Origin of the sequence: Amycolatopsis sp. CA-126428, assembly GCF_002904335.1 — a bacterium.
Lineage (GTDB): Bacteria > Actinomycetota > Actinomycetes > Mycobacteriales > Pseudonocardiaceae > Amycolatopsis.
The window spans coordinates 85,773-99,793 of sequence record NZ_PPHF01000181.1 but is presented as its reverse complement, the minus strand read 5'-3'; the positions used below and the strand labels follow the sequence as shown (position 1 = coordinate 99,793).

Sequence of the window (14,021 nt, the reverse complement as noted above, 5' to 3'; positions counted from 1 at the left end):
GGCAGGCCATGGCGGAATGTGGCCGAGCGGCGCGGGGACCGGCGCGTCGTGGCACTGTTCCAATGCCTGCCAAAGCGATACGGAGAAGGTGACCTCGACCCGGGAAAAGCCGCCGTTGACCGGGTACCTGCCCAGCCGTGAGGCGTCTGCTGACCCGTTCCGGACTTGTCTGTGCGACCGCGGCAGGCCCTAGCCCCTGCGGCCGGGGCCTGCCTCGAGGCTGGCTACTTGGCCAGCCGGTACCGCGCGTATGTCTTCGCGGCCCGGCTGAGCCCGCTCGCACCAGGGAACGGGGACGTCGTGCCCCGATAGCTCCACAGGCCGGCCACGTAGCACGCGAACGAGGTCACGGCCTCGTCGCTGCCAGCGGACCAGCTCGGAATGCTCGCCGCCCACCGCTCGGCCTCGGCCGGTTGGTGCCCGGCGGCGATCAGGCGAATGACCAGGAAGGCGTCATCAACCCATGCTGCGCCAGCCGCTGGCCGTCCCCAGTCGATCACCCGAACCGATGCCGTCGGATCGCTGATGAGGAACTGGTGCTCGTGGAGGTCCGTGTGAAGGAGCGAAGTCCCACCAACCAGATCAGCGGTCAGCGCACTCCACTTCGTGAGCGCTTCGAGGTCCCAGTCGGCCACCTGGTCCGGCGCCACCTCTTCCAGCTTGACCCACCAGTCCGACGAGGCCCAACGCTCGCTCAGTGGTGCCGCCGGCCCGGCCGGGTGCCGACTGATCTCGGCGACCGTGCTCGCGACGATCTCCAGATCAGACGAGCCCGGCGTGAAGTCCGCGGCCCGCCCCTCGACGTACTCGAACCCGACCACGAACCACTCGGGCTCGATGTCGGCGCTGAACCTAGTCGACGGCGCGATGCCGCGTACCAGGTCGCCAGCGGCGGCCTCGTTGCGAAGCCACCTCATCCGCGGGCTGATGCCCACGACGCCCTTGAGGAACACCTCACCCGCGTCGCCTCGCACGACGAGTGCCAGGTTGCAGTTCTGGCCCTCGGCGACGTCACGGATCACGGTCACGTCGCCGATGTGCGCCTGAACCTCGTCCCGGACAGCTTCGGGCAAGGCATCCCAACCGAACCGCTCGATCACGCGGTAACCGTATCTGTACGAACCGGGTGATGGTGACACCCGGTGTTCCCGCCGGAGTGGGTACACCCCTGCTTACACTGGGAGCACTTCGCTGAGGCGTCCCACAGCTCCGGGTCGACTGCGAAACCGGCGTCTCGGATCGCCCGCACCGAGCGGTCCACATTCTCCTGTGGTTCCAGGTCGTTCGGCGTGACGCCGATCGGCGTGGGGTCGTGGTGGAGGTAGTGACCGGCGACTCGCTGGCAGAACGCCGCGTACTCCTTTGTGTAGAGGATGAACGCGTGCCAGCCGATGTCGACGGTGCTGCTCGGCGAGAGAGGTTCGGTCGACACGGCGCAGGCGGCCAGGAACGCCAGTGCCTGGTCCACGATCCGCGTGGCCCACTCGGTCGTCGTGGCTTGCTCACGAACGATTCGCCGGACGAGCTGCTCGAAGAGCTGCTCCGATACCAGCCCTTGGCCCCTCAGCTCAGTTGCAGAGGTCTCGCTCATTACTTTCCCTCGTTTCCTCGATGATGACGATCCCGAAATTTCTTCGAAAGTGGCGAACACTTCTGCGGACTGTCCGCTCCCGGCAGGTAGCAGCACGGCATTGGACACCTCGCCCGATGTCAGCTGTTTGCCGAGGCTCGTCATGAGTGCGGCCCGAGCGGATAGTGCGACCTTGATCAACTTGGTCAACATCTCCGGATCATCGAATGTCAAGCATAGGAGTGATTTGTCGGAGAGGCCGAAGGCGGCACCGATTTGCAGGGCTACTTTTCCATCCGCAGGTAGAAGGTCGTGCGCGATCTCGGTGCCCTCAGGAATAGAGATGTACGACTCGAACTGAAGTCCTTCACTCATAGCGGAAGTCCGAGCAGTAAGCGCGTAGCGTAGTAGACCGCGACAAACGCGGCCGCGACCATGACGCCACAACCGACAATGAGCAGGATGAGTCCGCAGCTCCCGATGGTTCCGGGTGGCCGTTGCGAACCGGTACCGGGGTTGGCGGCATGTCGTCCACTAGGCATGACGTCCTCTCCGCGCGTGTCAATGTGCTACTTCCTGTCCGGGTCTTGGTGTGGCCAATGGATCTCCTGCGGCAGAAAAACCGTCGGGTTCTGGCTGAAGATCCATTCGTGGAGTCGGCGTCCGGCGGCGTCGGACTGAGTCGGGATGAGATGCGTCTGTTCAGCCGGACTTTCGGATGTCCAGTCGATCACCGTCTTCGGTCGAGCCGGTGTGCGACATACTGGCGCGCCGCTGTCCGCAGCGGCGCCGGTCGGTTGGCCAGGATCCAGCGGCCCAGCAGGGAAACGGCGAACGCGTCGATGCTGTCTGGACTCGCTTGCTTCCAGGCCGGCACCTGCGCTACCCAGCTATCCGCAGCTTCTGGACTGTGTCCGTTGACCACGAGCTGCACCGCGAACACGGCGGGATCGACCCATGAAGGTGCCTTCGCGACGTCGTGCCAGCCGGTCAATCGCGGACCGGACGCGCTAAGCAGGATCGACTGTGCTGAGACATTCCCGTGCACTGCCGCCATTCCGCCGCTCATCACTTCTAAGAGCAGCAGTTCGTACTCGCTGAAGGTTGTCGCTCGGCGTCGTTCCCACGGGTCGAGTACGCGCGCCGAGGAGGTCATCAGAGTTCGCCACGCGGACTCCTTGGAAAGTCTAGGCGACAAGCTCTCAAACTGTGACGTACGTCGATAAGTGTTTTCGTCGCCTGGATGCAGGTACGACGCGCCAGTCTCCGATAGGTCGACGAGCATGTCCAATACAGGCAGCAAGTCCGCCGATCCGGGACCGAGCTTAGGATGGTCGCCGACGATCGACTCGTAACCGGCGACTGTCCACGTGAGACTTCCTAAGGTCCAGATGCATCGCGGAGCCATGGAGGGCAACAGCTGGCGTACTCGAAGCTCCCGTTGTATGGCTTCGGTCCCGAATTGGTTTCCCTGTTCTACCGCCAGCACGTATGCGGATCCGATCGCGGTATGCACGGTTCCGGAATAGTCGTGCGGCCCGTCTCCGGTGCTGTCCACTGTCGTGCTGACTTTGGCGCCCAGCCGATCCTCGATCTTCGAACGCACCTCGGAAGGCAGTTCTTCCCATTGTAGAAGGCTCACGCCTGATCACCGGCCGTTACGTGGGCGGGAGCGGGCCTGCTCGTGTCGTTCATCGGGTACACCTCGAAGCGTGGAACCGACCCGGATCACGAGGCGGGGGGCACCCGTGATCCAGGTCGGAAATCGTTGTTATTACAGGAGAGTGGCCCATTCGATCGTGACGATGCGCGCCACGTCGACCACCGTTCCAGGTCCTGCGATGCGCAGGGGCTCGGGCTCATCGCCGCGTGCCCAGGGATAGCCGCGACGTTCATACCGGAGGCCGAGTGATACGCCCTCCTTGGACGTGTCGAGCCAGAGGTGATCGACGTAGAACCCGGTGAATCGCCGAAAGAACAGGTCGTCGGTGCCTTGGCCGGGTCCTTTGTAGACGAAGAGGCCCTTCTCGATCACATCGATAACCGCCAGAGCATCGCGCACGTCTGCTGGACCGACGTCGGGATCGTCGTATAACCCGAGGCCGTCCAGTAGGGCGCTGCGCTCCGTGTTCATCGCCTAACCTCCTGTATGGGAGTTAGACGTTAGGAGCCGAAAACGACCGTTCCTGTACTAGAAGTACAAACCAGGGCTGTTTCACCCGATCGGCGTAGGTCAGGCTGGGGCCACACCGAGACGGTAGGCAAGTCCTCGCAGCTCACGGCCCCCTGCATCGCGTCGAGCCTTCGCCAGCATCGTCACGACAGCGTCTCGAACAAATGCGTTAGCCTGGAATTGCTCGGGCGTGAGTTCTTCCGCCTTGAGGAGCGCCTCCAGACCTTCGTTCACAGTCCGCTTGTCCTCGACCAGTCCGCGCCCGAGTTCCATCCAGTACGCGCCTTGACGAGACATGGGGATCGCCTGCCAGTCGACTCCTCGCGCGACTTCGGCAATCCCAGCTCCGGCGCCCAGCTCGACGCCGAGGGAGACCCTCCAGACACCCACGTTGGACTTGCCGAAGTTCATCGTCCCGGCGCCCCACGTGCTGTTCGACAGCCCGAGGCTGTCGGCCATTCCGCCGGCCTCGGTCAAGTGCGCTGTCGCTGTGTCTTCGTCCCCTTGCGCAGCTGCCGCAAGTGCAGCCGTGAGGTGGGACATGCCTCGGGACTCCAGTCGGCTTCCGGGGGCTTCCGCGGCCTCGATGGCCAACTTGTACTGGCGGGGGCGCGACAACGACGAGATGTAGTGCGCGCGTGTCCATGCGGCCACGCCTAACCACTCGGGATCTTCGAGCAATCTGGCGGCCTGGGAAACGCGCTCCGAAGCCAGGTATCCCAGGTGTTCGGCGTTCAGTGCCGACGTCACGCGACCAGTCGCGTGATAGGTGCCGATGAGCCCCTTCAAGGCCGCTGACCGCTGCTGGGGCTTCCCGACGTAATGGAGAAGGTCCCGAATGAGGATGGGGACAAGTTCGGCCATTGCCTCGTATTGCGACTGCGGTCGTAGCTCGTCGATCAGCTTGGCCAGGTCGGCTCGGACTTGCTTCCACGGCCGTGCTGGTGCGTCATCTGGCTGCTCGCCAGGCCAGTACTCGGTCAGCGCCGTTTCGATGTCCTCAAGGCGCGCATGCGCCGCGCTGCTGATTGTACTACCTGGTCCAACTGGCCTGTTGGTGAACTCGTTGGGATGGACCTTCAGGGCTCGCGCGATGCCTTCGATGGTCTGACGACGAGCGACAGACTTCTCGTTGCGTTCGATCTGGCCGAGATAGCCGAACGAGATGCCGGCAAGCTGGGCTGTCGCCTCCAGGCTCTTATGGCGCCAGATTCGGAGCTCGCGGACGCGTTGGCCGATGTACTCGCCGTCTTCCATCGCAACCACCCAATCCGTCGCCGAGTTGCCTGCGCGGCCCAGCGAGGCGCCGCCCCGGTAGCCTCCGGGCGTTTCAAGGCTACCGGGTGGTGTCCACCAGCAGGTGACAGGTGGTCAAAGCCCTGGTCACGGGCTTAGGTACGGCTACTTCGGCCTAGTGCCAGGTAGACCGGAACGCCTGCACGCGAAGGCAGCGAGGCCACGCACGTACTCCTCAGTCTCTTCGCCGAGGGAAGCGGACTCCTGTCCGGTTGGACCGCCGCCCGAGAACACGACAGTGCCGGTGTAGCGCTCGGGCGCACGGCCCCAGTGCGCTGTGACGACCACGGCGGCTACCAGGTTCACCAGCGCGGAGGGTGCAGCTTGACGGCAGTGGTACATCGCGAGATCGACATCCACCGGGACCCGTTCGACGACGTTGACGTCGCCCACGTTCTCCTGGATTGCTTTCGCGAACTCCCCGCCAGTGGCGGTGAGCCCGTACGTGATCGTGCCATCTGGATCGACGACCAGGTAACGGACGCTGCTCATCGGCTGGCCTTTCAGGACGCATCAATCGTCTCAGCTGTCGACCTTATCGCTGCCTCGTGCAGCAAGATGCCCCCGGCACGGTGCGCCGGGGGCATCGTCAAGGAGGGCTCATCAGCGCTCGATCAGGCCGTGCAGGCGTTGTCCCCAGTTAGCCCGCTCCAGTGCGCGAGGGTCCGGTCTTGCGCATCCCTCACGGCCACCGATTGGAAATCGACCGGCGTCTTCGTCGCTGCGCTGCGCAACGCTTCGCAGGCTGATACCGCGGCCTGATCGCCCTTAGCCAGCGTGGACCGTCCGATGACCCCGCGCCCGTCCAGATCGACACTCGTGATCTTCGTGAACCACGGCTGATCGCCATGGTCGGTCCGGAACGTCGTCCGAAGTGCATCCGTGGGACTGGGAGCCGCCGTCGCAGGAGCGGAGCTGGGCTTCCCGGTACTCGGCTCCGACGGCGATGAACTCGGCGGGGCCGGGCTCGTCGGCGGGACTGGTGTCGAGGAGGGAGGCGCCGACGGCGGCGGGCTGGCCGCTGCGTTGTCGTCGGTCTTGCGGGTGTTCGCGCCGACGATCCCCAACGCCACGATGATCAGAACCACTACGGCTCCGACGATCCACGGCCAGCGTCGACGGCGACGCTTCCCCCTGCTTTCCTCCGGCATTTCGGTAGCCAACATTCCTCCTGTCCGGTTCGGCCCATGCGAGCCGGTTGCCCGATCAGCGTGCCTTCCTGGCCTGGTCATGGTCAACGCGGCCCGCGGCGCCACGCCTGGAGATCACGCGTGTGGTCCATCAGCAGGTGCGTGGAGATGAGATCGGCGAGATAGACCCGCCGGCAGAACGTGCAGGACGCGGCTGTCCTGACCCCGTCGGGCGTTCGTGCGGTGGCTCGGCCGCGCCTGCGGGCGTCCAGCTCGGCTCGGACGCGAACACCCAGGTTGTCCAGGGCGGCGGCCAGGTCCCGCAGCTCGTCGTCCGGCAGCTCGGTCACGCCGTCCTCGAGCGCGCCGACCTCCGCGGCCGGGCTGGTCGCCGGGGCCGTCACTGCTCACCGCCGGTGCGCGTGTGCAGCGGGACGTCGGGCCACAGGCCGACGCCGAGGTCGGCGCGGTCGCCGCAGGTCCGGCAGACCCGGACGACTACCGGCAGCTCGGCCTTGGCCGGTAGGGCCGTCACCCGGCTGAGCGCGGCCGCAAGAACCTGTTCGACGTCCGCCGGGGCGACCCCGAGCCGGAACAGGCCGGCGGACGCGAACTCAACGTCGCCGACGAAAGCGAGCCCGGTCAGCGTGACCATCCGGCAGCTCACGCACGGTCCGGACGGGCCGGTGACCTGGCCTGGGGTTCGTGGGAGCCGGTAGAAGCGTTCGCTGATGTCTGCCCGGCGACGGCGGTCGCGGTTCAGCCAGAACCCGTGACGTCCGAGCCAGTGCCTGAGCGGGGTGACCTTCGTCCTCGGACGCTCGGATTCGGGTGGGGATACGTTAGCGGAGAGGACCAGGCCGTGGACGTCTGCCAGCTCGGTGATCAGCTTCATGACCAGCTCCGCGATTCCCCGTCGCCGGTCCTCGCGGTGGACCCAGATCATCCCCAGTACGAGGTGCCCGCCGCTGTGGCGGGTGAGCTGGAGTTTGCGGAGCCCAGGCGTGGACCGGTGCACTTCCTTGACGAACTCGTCGATGTCGACGCCGACAACGTCGAAGGGGTCGTCCGCCAGCAGCATCAGCGACCGGCCGTTGTCCCAGCATGTCCGCAGCTGGCCGCCGTTGCCGCCGATAACCGTGCCCGTCGCGCCGATGGGAAGCGGGTCCGGGTCGTCAGGCAGTAACCCGGTCACGCGCACGCGGGTGCCCCATGGCAGCGGGCCGCCGAGCGTGGTTCTGCGCAGGAACGCGCGGGATTCGTCGTCCACTGCGGTTACCGTCCTTCCGGTTGTGTGCTGTCGTGGAGCAGCCCGAACGGCAACGTCCACGACTCTTCGTTGACCTTCACCTTGAGTCCGCCGTCGAGGGCGAAGCGGACGCGGCGAATGTCGTCGCCGTCGAGGTGGGTGAGCAGCAGGTGCAGCTCGTCGCCGTCGACAACGGCCATGCGGTTCATCGGGTCGAGTTCGAGGTCCAGGCCCTTCCGGACCAGCCTGCGGACCGCGGCGGCGCGGTTGATGTCGTGGCCGAGGGCGTAGGTTTCGACCTCGGCTTTGAGGTCGTCACCGAGTTCCTGGCGGATCTGGCCGCCGATCGGCGGGCGGCCTTTGCCGCGTTTCTCCTGCTCCTCCTCGCCTGGGTCGCCCGGGTCTTCGTGGAGGCCGGGGAAGATGTGGACGCGGGCGCTCATGCGTCCAGCCCTCTGGCCGCCAGGCGGCGCACGGAGTCCGCCAGCATGTCGACGTCGATTTCGGATTCCTGGTGGACGATGTTCCAGCCGAAGTCCCTGGCATTCAGGTAGCCGACCTCGACTTCGTAGTAGTCGCGGACATTGAGCTTGACGATGATTTTGCGGATCTTCGCCCGGCCGGTTGGGCCGAACATGAACATGAGGCCGTCGTCCATGGTGATGAGGTTGCGCGCCTGAATCTCGTCCAGCAGGGCCGCGCCGATCTGCTCGCGGATGGTGTCCGGGTCCGCGTCGGCGTAGCGTTCTTCGCCGATCGATCGTCGTTCTTCGTTCACGATATCGGTTCCTTCCAGTGCCTGTCCGGGCCTGTTTGTCCTGTGTGGACACCGCGCGCCCACCGGTGGACCGGTGAGCGGCGGAACCCCCGCAGGAGGTCAGGACAGCTGGCGCAGGTGGCCGCGTTTGTCGTAGTCGAAGATGTGCTCGACCTTGAACTGCGCGGCGAAGAACACGAGGTAGCCGTGGATGTTCAGTAGCTTGAAGTCGTTGGTGAGCCCGAGGATCCACATCTCTGGGCCGGGTTCGCTCCAGAACTGCGGTGCCTGCGCGTCGTGTCGGAACACGCTGGCTGGTTGTGGCCGGCGGTGCTGCTTCCGGCTGATGTGCGGGCAGACGGTCAAGGCGTAGCGGGCGCAGGCTTCGTGCATGGGCGGGAAGCCGAACGTCCGGAGGTGGACGCTTCGGCTGTCGCCGATGAACGCGATCCAGTGGTCGAGTTCTTGTCCGCACGCGCCGCAGAGTCCACTTTGTGCCGCCTCGATGAGCCGGTCGTTGTTGACGGCGGTGAAGTCTGCGCGTGTGGTGCCGTTGGGCTCCTCGTGCTCGTTCGCCCAGGGGATCGGCATCGGGCCGTCCCTGTGCAACGGCCGCTGCGCGAGAGCGTCGGGCATGTCGGTGTTCATCGTTGGTGCCTTTCACTTCCTGTCCGGGTCGTCCACAGTCCAACGTGGACACCGCACGCCCGGCCCCGCCTCCGGGGCCGGGCGGCGGAATCAACGTGGAGACTGTTCACGCAGCTTGAACCGCACCATCCGCAGCGGAAAACCCTTCCTGTCTCGGAAGAAGTCCCACCCGTTGCGATTGGGGTGGACGTCGGGGTTGATCGCTCTGACGATCTCCGTAGCCGCCCCGCTGGGGCTGAGAAAGCGTCGACCGGTGTGCGGGCCGGTGGTGATCTCGACGCATTCGCTCGGCCAGAAGAAGTTCGCCTCGATGACCTTGCCCCGGTACTTGCCTACCACGGGAACGATGACCTCCAGTGGCCGGGCCGATGCGTCGGCAAGCGTCGTGGGCGCGACGGGCTCTGCCGGTACTGTCTCGTCTTCGGCGCCTGGGACAGGGGCTCCGGCGCGGAACCAGTCCAGAAGACGTTTCAGCGCCCGGTCGTTCGATACCTCCCACGCGTTTGCCAAGATCCGAACCTCGGTGTAAACGTCTTCGGATACCGTGAGTTCCTTCATGAGATGTCGCCCTCTGCGGGACCTCGGACGAGCAGCGGCGCCAGATCGGCTCGCCAGCGCCGGATCGCCTCGTCAAGCAGATCGGTGGCGATGTCACGTCGTCGCTGATCGGGACAGACGAAGATGTTGATTCCGCCGGCCTTCTCGTGCGGGGGAAGATCCTGGGGATAGTGGTTGAGGATGCCCGTCAGGACGCCGCTGTCGTCGCGCATCAGCAGGCAGTCCACATAGGTGCCGGGACCGAAGCTGTCAGACACGTCGCCTCGGAAATAGCTGATCCCCGGCGGCCCGACCTCCGGATACTGCGCGGTCTGCGCTGGCCACGAGAACACGACCATGCCTCGAAGCAGCCGCTCCAGTCCTCCCGGGCCGGTCACTGGATATCACCGCCCAGGGCGACGAAGTCCATGTGCCAGGACGGGCGGCAGGACTGATTCTCGTCCGCGTGGCTGCATTCCATTCCGTCAAGGCCGAGACTCCAGGTCCCGGCGTTCTCGTCGCGGCGGAAGGCTGGCTGTCCCTCCAGTTCGGCGACGTGCAGTTCGCACATGAAGCCGTACGTCCCGCCGTGGACGGGGGCGACGTTGTCGGCGAACGAGCGGACCAGGTCGGCGAACGCCTGCCGGGGCACGGTGCGGAACTCGAACCGGAGCCGCTCGGCGTCGGAGACGTCCTCGAAGGTGCCCCGAACTGTGCAGCGCCCGTCCCCGCGGTCGGTTACCGCACCAGACAGCGTCATACCGTCGATCTCGAACGCGTACAGCTCGGTGTGCACGACGTTGGATTGCTCGCCCATCAGAAGTTCTCCTCGCGGAAGTTGCGGACGGTGAGGTCGCCCTGCTTGACCCGGAACATCAAGTGGCGCACGAAGATCTCAGCCTCATCCGACAGGCCGGTCTCGCGCCCGCTTGTCGTCGGGCAGCCAAGGAACACGGCGGTTCCGTAGTACGGCTGGTGAACAGTTCCGTTGAAGGCGAAGACGAAGGCCGTGACGTAGTCGTTGACCATCGGCAGGCGGGCGTCCATGTCGACCCACATCGACGCGCGGCGGCCGTCTGGTCCGAGACGTACGACCTCGGCGGTGTCGCAGTTGATCGTGGCGTGCAGGGCGTCCAGGAAGTCTTCGGTGGGCGCTGGGAACCACTTCTCCTCGATCTCGCCGTCAGGGGTGACGACGAGGGTGCGCAAGTCGGTCACGGCTGGACCTCCTCGACCTGCCACGCCCAGCCGAACCCCAGTTCGTAGAGGCCGTCGTCGTCCGGCTGGATCACCTCGGACGGCTCGAACTGCTTGGCGGAGGTGAACACCAGCACGTAGCCGTCGTCGGTCCACGTGCAGATCGGGTTCCGGCCGTCGCGTTCGGCGATCAGGTTGGTCCAGGCCACGACCTGCTCGGCGACCTCGCGCGTGAAGCGGGGAACGACGTACTTCCCGGCACCCTCGTCGAAAACAGCTTCGAAACGTGGATCGAGATTCGATCCTGCGATTCCTATGTAGACTTTTCTGGGCGCGCTAATGACAGTTTTCTGATCGGAAGTCATTTGTTTGTCCGGGTCCTGTTCTGGCTTGTATGGGTTACTGAGACCCTCGCCGATCACGTCAGGAGCGATGTGTGCACAATCACGGTTGGCCCGGCCCAGGCAAGATGGCCGGGTGAAGTCGTGACTCGCGAGCACACCGCCGGGGCGGGAACATAGAGGGCTGTCCGGGTCCTCGTACCCCACAAGTTGGGGTACCTGGCAATCCTAGGTGGCCGGTGCGACGCCGGACAATAACGGTGACCCGAAAATCCCAAGGCCCAGGTGACCAGGCAATACGGCTGTGGACAAGGGACAGCCCCCGGCGCGAACGCCGGGGGCTGTCTGTTGGTAACCCATACATATGACCCGGACAGGTACATTGAACGGAACCAACGCCCGCCACTCTAGCGTGTTCGTCGGCCGCTGCGTAGTCGGGCTCCGGGTGGGTGACCTCTCAACAACCTGTCAGCGTTCGATCGCGCGTCCGGATTCGCTTCGCGAATTGCAGCTAGGATCGCGTGCATAATTGGTGTTGACGGTGGGTCCGGCGGATCGCTTGCTGCTCGATCCGCCGGACCCTCGCAGGAACCACGAGAATCGACCGGGATTTTCCTTTCGCCTGTCCGGGTCAGGGCACGCAATCCCGGCCGATGCCCCACCGGCTCTCGCGGTTCCCTTCGCTCCGCCCGTCGGGGCGGACGGAGCTGCCTTCAGCGGCGCTCGCAGCGCCGCAATATTTCGTCCACTGCGGCATCGAAGATCAGCGCCGGTACCAGGGAAAGGCAGGCGTAGCCCGGCGCACCCCACCACCACGAGTCGGTCGAGGCCGCGGCGGTCACCGCGCCGACACCGATCAGCAGCAGCGCCGTCGCGCAGAACAGCCGCATGTGCCAGGGCTGGCGGCCGTGGTCTTCGGCCGGGCCGTGGGCGCTCATCGTGGCCTGGTCGGCCGGCAGGAGCAGCACCTGCCTTCACGGGCCTGCTGAGGGTTGTAGATCACCGTGCCGCACGCGGGGCAGGGCCAGCCGTCCAGTTTGGCGCCGAGGTGGAGCGTGGCTCCGGCAGGCAGGTGGTCGACTTCGACGCTGTCAAGCCCGGCGGCGGGCACCCGCTCGCCGGTCGCAGGTTTTGCCGACCAGATCACGTCGCCGTCGTCGGCCATACCCTCGAACTCGCAGGTGCACGGGATCGACCGACCGTCGTTGAGCAGAAGCCGGACTCCGCGCGGTTTACGCAGTCTGACCAGCAGCAGCACGTACGTCCGTGCCCACATCGCCCACGGCCAGTCCAGCAGTGTCGGGGTCATGCCGCCACAGCCTTGCGACCTGCCCGGCGCTGTCCGGCCCGTGTGGACGATGCGCTCGAGCGGGCTCGTGGCGCGCGCGTCGACGGCCCGGCAATGGCGGCTTGGCGCTCCAGGACCTCGCGGTCTGCCATCTCCGCGACGTAGCTGCGGGGGATGCGTACGCCTTTGGCGACGTACCCGGCGGGGTATTGGGCGCGGGGATGCAGCTTGACGTAGCTGACGACCCGACCGCGCCGCAGGACGATGTGGTACCGCTTGCGAATCACGTAGCCGCATCGGGAGCACACGAACCGGCGCTCGTGTGTCGCGTCGGGATCGTTGTACGCCTCCAGGAGAGCTACGTCGTCTTCATGCGGCATGTCGTGGCGCTTTCGGCATGCGGCGAACGCTGGGTTGTCGCGCAGGTAGTCGTCCGGGTCGGTGATCTCGTCGGTTTCGTCGGTGGCTGGCATGACGTCCAATCAGGCTTGTGCAGGTGCTTACTTCCGGCGGCGGGGCCTGGCGGCCCGGCCGCCACCGGGGTCGGGGACCGGTTGCTGCTGGATGCGGTCCCACGACGGATCGTCCGTCGCCAACCACACCTCCTCGACCCACCGCTCGTACGCCTCGTGGGGAACGACGCCGCGGGTTCCCAGCTCGGGCCAGCCGTGGTCGCGTGCCCACTCGCGGACCAGGCGGCGGGCAAGCCCGAAGGCTTGCCCTGTCCGCCGGCTGTGGGGCCGGGGCGGGTCGATCCACCACCTCTGCCCCTTGGCCGGGACCGGGATGATCGCTTCAAGCGGCCCTTGCCCCCGGCCATCCGACCGGTCCGGGGCATGCTCCTCGACGTCCTCTTCCACGATCCGTTTCGCTGCCCGGGACCACTCGGCCACCATCGCGTCGAAGCGGGCCGCCTCCTCAGGCGGTAGCCAGCGGGTGTAGGTCTTGCGGCCGAGCGCGAAGGTCCGCTTTCGCAGGCCCGAGGTCCACTCGCGAAACTGCGCGTCGAACTGCTCGGCGTTGGCATCGCACAGGTCGATCACGAATCGCCTGCTGCCCACATCGAAGAACCTGCTGGTCGTGGCCTCCTGGGAACCGTCCAGGTCGTCCACGATGGTGATAATGGTCTGAATTCTCTGGGCCATGGCTCGGCCGCCTCCCTACGCCCCGGTCCCGCGCCGCCTGCGCAGCGGCCTGATCTCGACGACGTTTTCCTCGTCTCCGTTTTCCGCTGCGGCGCGGCTCACCGCGTCGGCGACGGTGCCGGAATCGGCGCGGTCCTCGTCGTACTGGCGGCGGATCTCGCCGGGAATTCGTCCGCGAGCGCTTACCGGCAAACCGCGTAGGCGTGCCCATTCCCGAATCGTCGCGGCGTCGTACTCCTCGTCGGCGGGCACGCTCGGCTGCCTGCCCTTGCCGTTCGTGCAGGCACGACGGTGGATGCGTAGTACCTGATGGACGTGGCGTTCGCTACCCGCGGCATCAAGGTCCACCCGGTACAGCGTTGCGCGCCTACCCTCCGTCGAACTTCTCTCGCTACCGCAGCCTTCGTCATCCATGACCACGATCAGCGCAACATGGCCCATCTGAAACAACACATCCTGTCCGGGTCGATCGCCGGTATGCACCCCCTCTAGTGCATCCGGCCCCCTTTCGGGGGTACGTCCGGATTCAACCGCTACTCATTTCGCCCTGCAACCGACATACGCGAGTGACCCCAAATGGAGTATAAAATGGACGTTCGAAATCGGAGAGTGACGACGCATGGGGGCCAGGTGATCCCTGGCCCCCATGCCCGCGATCGAGCCGCTTATACCTCGAACGGGCTAGTTACT

At 65.8% G+C, this 14,021-nt stretch carries 21 protein-coding genes; all 21 read right to left on the bottom strand.

Going from position 1 to position 14,021, the window contains the following annotated elements; genetic code table 11:
* Positions 1 to 224: 224 nt before the first annotated feature.
* Positions 225 to 1,100: a phosphotransferase gene (locus C2L58_RS46670; protein WP_233226320.1), complete on the bottom strand. Its 876-nt coding sequence runs from the start codon at positions 1,098 to 1,100 to the stop codon at positions 225 to 227.
* Entirely contained in the window at positions 1,097 to 1,945 is an 849-nt protein-coding gene (locus C2L58_RS51185; RefSeq protein ID WP_233226319.1) for a glycine-rich domain-containing protein, read from the bottom strand. The genes C2L58_RS46670 and C2L58_RS51185 overlap by 4 nt, the downstream gene beginning before the upstream one ends.
* Before the next feature lie 355 nt (positions 1,946 to 2,300).
* Positions 2,301 to 3,176, bottom strand: coding sequence for a hypothetical protein (locus tag C2L58_RS49085; RefSeq protein WP_146073837.1), 876 nt, complete (start codon positions 3,174 to 3,176; stop codon positions 2,301 to 2,303).
* A gap of 168 nt (positions 3,177 to 3,344) precedes the next feature.
* Positions 3,345 to 3,704 carry a hypothetical protein gene (locus C2L58_RS46660; RefSeq protein WP_103344045.1) on the bottom strand — a complete coding sequence of 120 codons (360 nt, stop codon included), beginning with the start codon at positions 3,702 to 3,704 and terminating at the stop codon, positions 3,345 to 3,347.
* 99 nt (positions 3,705 to 3,803) lie between these two features.
* Positions 3,804 to 5,000, bottom strand: a complete 1,197-nt coding sequence (locus C2L58_RS46655) for a helix-turn-helix domain-containing protein (RefSeq protein WP_103344044.1) — start codon at positions 4,998 to 5,000, stop codon at positions 3,804 to 3,806.
* 144 nt (positions 5,001 to 5,144) lie between these two features.
* A complete protein-coding gene (locus C2L58_RS46650) occupies positions 5,145 to 5,531 on the bottom strand; it encodes a hypothetical protein (protein ID WP_103344043.1) in 387 nt (128 codons plus the stop codon).
* A gap of 742 nt (positions 5,532 to 6,273) precedes the next feature.
* Entirely contained in the window at positions 6,274 to 6,573 is a 300-nt protein-coding gene (locus C2L58_RS46645) for a hypothetical protein (protein WP_103344042.1), read from the bottom strand.
* The gene (locus C2L58_RS50150; RefSeq protein ID WP_103344041.1) at positions 6,570 to 7,439 is read right to left on the bottom strand and encodes a hypothetical protein; all 870 of its coding nucleotides are present in this window, start codon (positions 7,437 to 7,439) and stop codon (positions 6,570 to 6,572) included. The genes C2L58_RS46645 and C2L58_RS50150 overlap by 4 nt, the downstream gene beginning before the upstream one ends.
* A gap of 5 nt (positions 7,440 to 7,444) precedes the next feature.
* Positions 7,445 to 7,861 carry a hypothetical protein gene (locus C2L58_RS46635; protein WP_103344040.1) on the bottom strand — a complete coding sequence of 139 codons (417 nt, stop codon included), beginning with the start codon at positions 7,859 to 7,861 and terminating at the stop codon, positions 7,445 to 7,447.
* Positions 7,858 to 8,196, bottom strand: a complete 339-nt coding sequence (locus C2L58_RS46630; protein WP_103344039.1) for a hypothetical protein — start codon at positions 8,194 to 8,196, stop codon at positions 7,858 to 7,860. Before C2L58_RS46630 ends, C2L58_RS46635 begins: the two co-directional genes overlap by 4 nt.
* Before the next feature lie 99 nt (positions 8,197 to 8,295).
* Positions 8,296 to 8,766: a hypothetical protein gene (locus C2L58_RS46625; RefSeq protein WP_146073836.1), complete on the bottom strand. Its 471-nt coding sequence runs from the start codon at positions 8,764 to 8,766 to the stop codon at positions 8,296 to 8,298.
* Between the two features lie 147 nt (positions 8,767 to 8,913).
* A complete protein-coding gene (locus C2L58_RS46620; RefSeq protein WP_103344037.1) occupies positions 8,914 to 9,381 on the bottom strand; it encodes a hypothetical protein in 468 nt (155 codons plus the stop codon).
* Positions 9,378 to 9,758 carry a hypothetical protein gene (locus C2L58_RS46615; RefSeq protein WP_146073835.1) on the bottom strand — a complete coding sequence of 127 codons (381 nt, stop codon included), beginning with the start codon at positions 9,756 to 9,758 and terminating at the stop codon, positions 9,378 to 9,380. The genes C2L58_RS46620 and C2L58_RS46615 overlap by 4 nt, the downstream gene beginning before the upstream one ends.
* A complete protein-coding gene (locus C2L58_RS46610; protein WP_103344035.1) occupies positions 9,755 to 10,177 on the bottom strand; it encodes a hypothetical protein in 423 nt (140 codons plus the stop codon). Before C2L58_RS46610 ends, C2L58_RS46615 begins: the two co-directional genes overlap by 4 nt.
* Positions 10,177 to 10,578, bottom strand: coding sequence for a DUF3846 domain-containing protein (locus tag C2L58_RS49620; RefSeq protein ID WP_103344034.1), 402 nt, complete (start codon positions 10,576 to 10,578; stop codon positions 10,177 to 10,179). The genes C2L58_RS46610 and C2L58_RS49620 overlap by 1 nt, the downstream gene beginning before the upstream one ends.
* Entirely contained in the window at positions 10,575 to 10,979 is a 405-nt protein-coding gene (locus tag C2L58_RS49615; protein ID WP_158264260.1) for a hypothetical protein, read from the bottom strand. The genes C2L58_RS49620 and C2L58_RS49615 overlap by 4 nt, the downstream gene beginning before the upstream one ends.
* Before the next feature lie 632 nt (positions 10,980 to 11,611).
* Positions 11,612 to 11,866, bottom strand: coding sequence for a hypothetical protein (locus C2L58_RS46595; RefSeq protein ID WP_103344032.1), 255 nt, complete (start codon positions 11,864 to 11,866; stop codon positions 11,612 to 11,614).
* On the bottom strand, positions 11,833 to 12,207 hold the full coding sequence (locus tag C2L58_RS46590) for a hypothetical protein (RefSeq protein WP_103344031.1): 375 nt from the start codon (positions 12,205 to 12,207) through the stop codon (positions 11,833 to 11,835). Before C2L58_RS46590 ends, C2L58_RS46595 begins: the two co-directional genes overlap by 34 nt.
* Complete coding sequence (locus tag C2L58_RS46585) at positions 12,204 to 12,659, bottom strand: hypothetical protein (RefSeq protein ID WP_103344030.1); 456 nt, start codon at positions 12,657 to 12,659, stop codon at positions 12,204 to 12,206. Before C2L58_RS46585 ends, C2L58_RS46590 begins: the two co-directional genes overlap by 4 nt.
* Before the next feature lie 27 nt (positions 12,660 to 12,686).
* Positions 12,687 to 13,331: an Lsr2 dimerization domain-containing protein gene (locus C2L58_RS46580; protein ID WP_103344029.1), complete on the bottom strand. Its 645-nt coding sequence runs from the start codon at positions 13,329 to 13,331 to the stop codon at positions 12,687 to 12,689.
* Positions 13,332 to 13,346: 15 nt separating this feature from the next.
* Positions 13,347 to 13,814, bottom strand: a complete 468-nt coding sequence (locus C2L58_RS46575; RefSeq protein ID WP_233226318.1) for an Lsr2 family DNA-binding protein — start codon at positions 13,812 to 13,814, stop codon at positions 13,347 to 13,349.
* Between the last annotated feature and the right edge of the window lie 207 nt (positions 13,815 to 14,021).

What these genes read in the sequence shown, in the direction of transcription:
- C2L58_RS46580 (WP_103344029.1), bottom strand. Translation starts at nt 13,331, where the DNA reads ATGGCCCAGAGAATTCAGACCATTATCACCATCGTGGACGACCTGGAC.
- C2L58_RS46655 (WP_103344044.1), bottom strand. Translation starts at nt 5,000, where the DNA reads ATGGAAGACGGCGAGTACATCGGCCAACGCGTCCGCGAGCTCCGAATC.
- C2L58_RS46590 (WP_103344031.1), bottom strand. Translation starts at nt 12,207, where the DNA reads ATGACCCCGACACTGCTGGACTGGCCGTGGGCGATGTGGGCACGGACG.
- C2L58_RS46625 (WP_146073836.1), bottom strand. Translation starts at nt 8,766, where the DNA reads ATGCCGATCCCCTGGGCGAACGAGCACGAGGAGCCCAACGGCACCACA.
- C2L58_RS46585 (WP_103344030.1), bottom strand. Translation starts at nt 12,659, where the DNA reads ATGCCAGCCACCGACGAAACCGACGAGATCACCGACCCGGACGACTAC.
- C2L58_RS51185 (WP_233226319.1), bottom strand. Translation starts at nt 1,945, where the DNA reads ATGAGTGAAGGACTTCAGTTCGAGTCGTACATCTCTATTCCTGAGGGC.
- C2L58_RS46650 (WP_103344043.1), bottom strand. Translation starts at nt 5,531, where the DNA reads ATGAGCAGCGTCCGTTACCTGGTCGTCGATCCAGATGGCACGATCACG.
- C2L58_RS46635 (WP_103344040.1), bottom strand. Translation starts at nt 7,861, where the DNA reads ATGAGCGCCCGCGTCCACATCTTCCCCGGCCTCCACGAAGACCCGGGC.
- C2L58_RS46610 (WP_103344035.1), bottom strand. Translation starts at nt 10,177, where the DNA reads ATGGGCGAGCAATCCAACGTCGTGCACACCGAGCTGTACGCGTTCGAG.
- C2L58_RS46620 (WP_103344037.1), bottom strand. Translation starts at nt 9,381, where the DNA reads ATGAAGGAACTCACGGTATCCGAAGACGTTTACACCGAGGTTCGGATC.
- C2L58_RS46660 (WP_103344045.1), bottom strand. Translation starts at nt 3,704, where the DNA reads ATGAACACGGAGCGCAGCGCCCTACTGGACGGCCTCGGGTTATACGAC.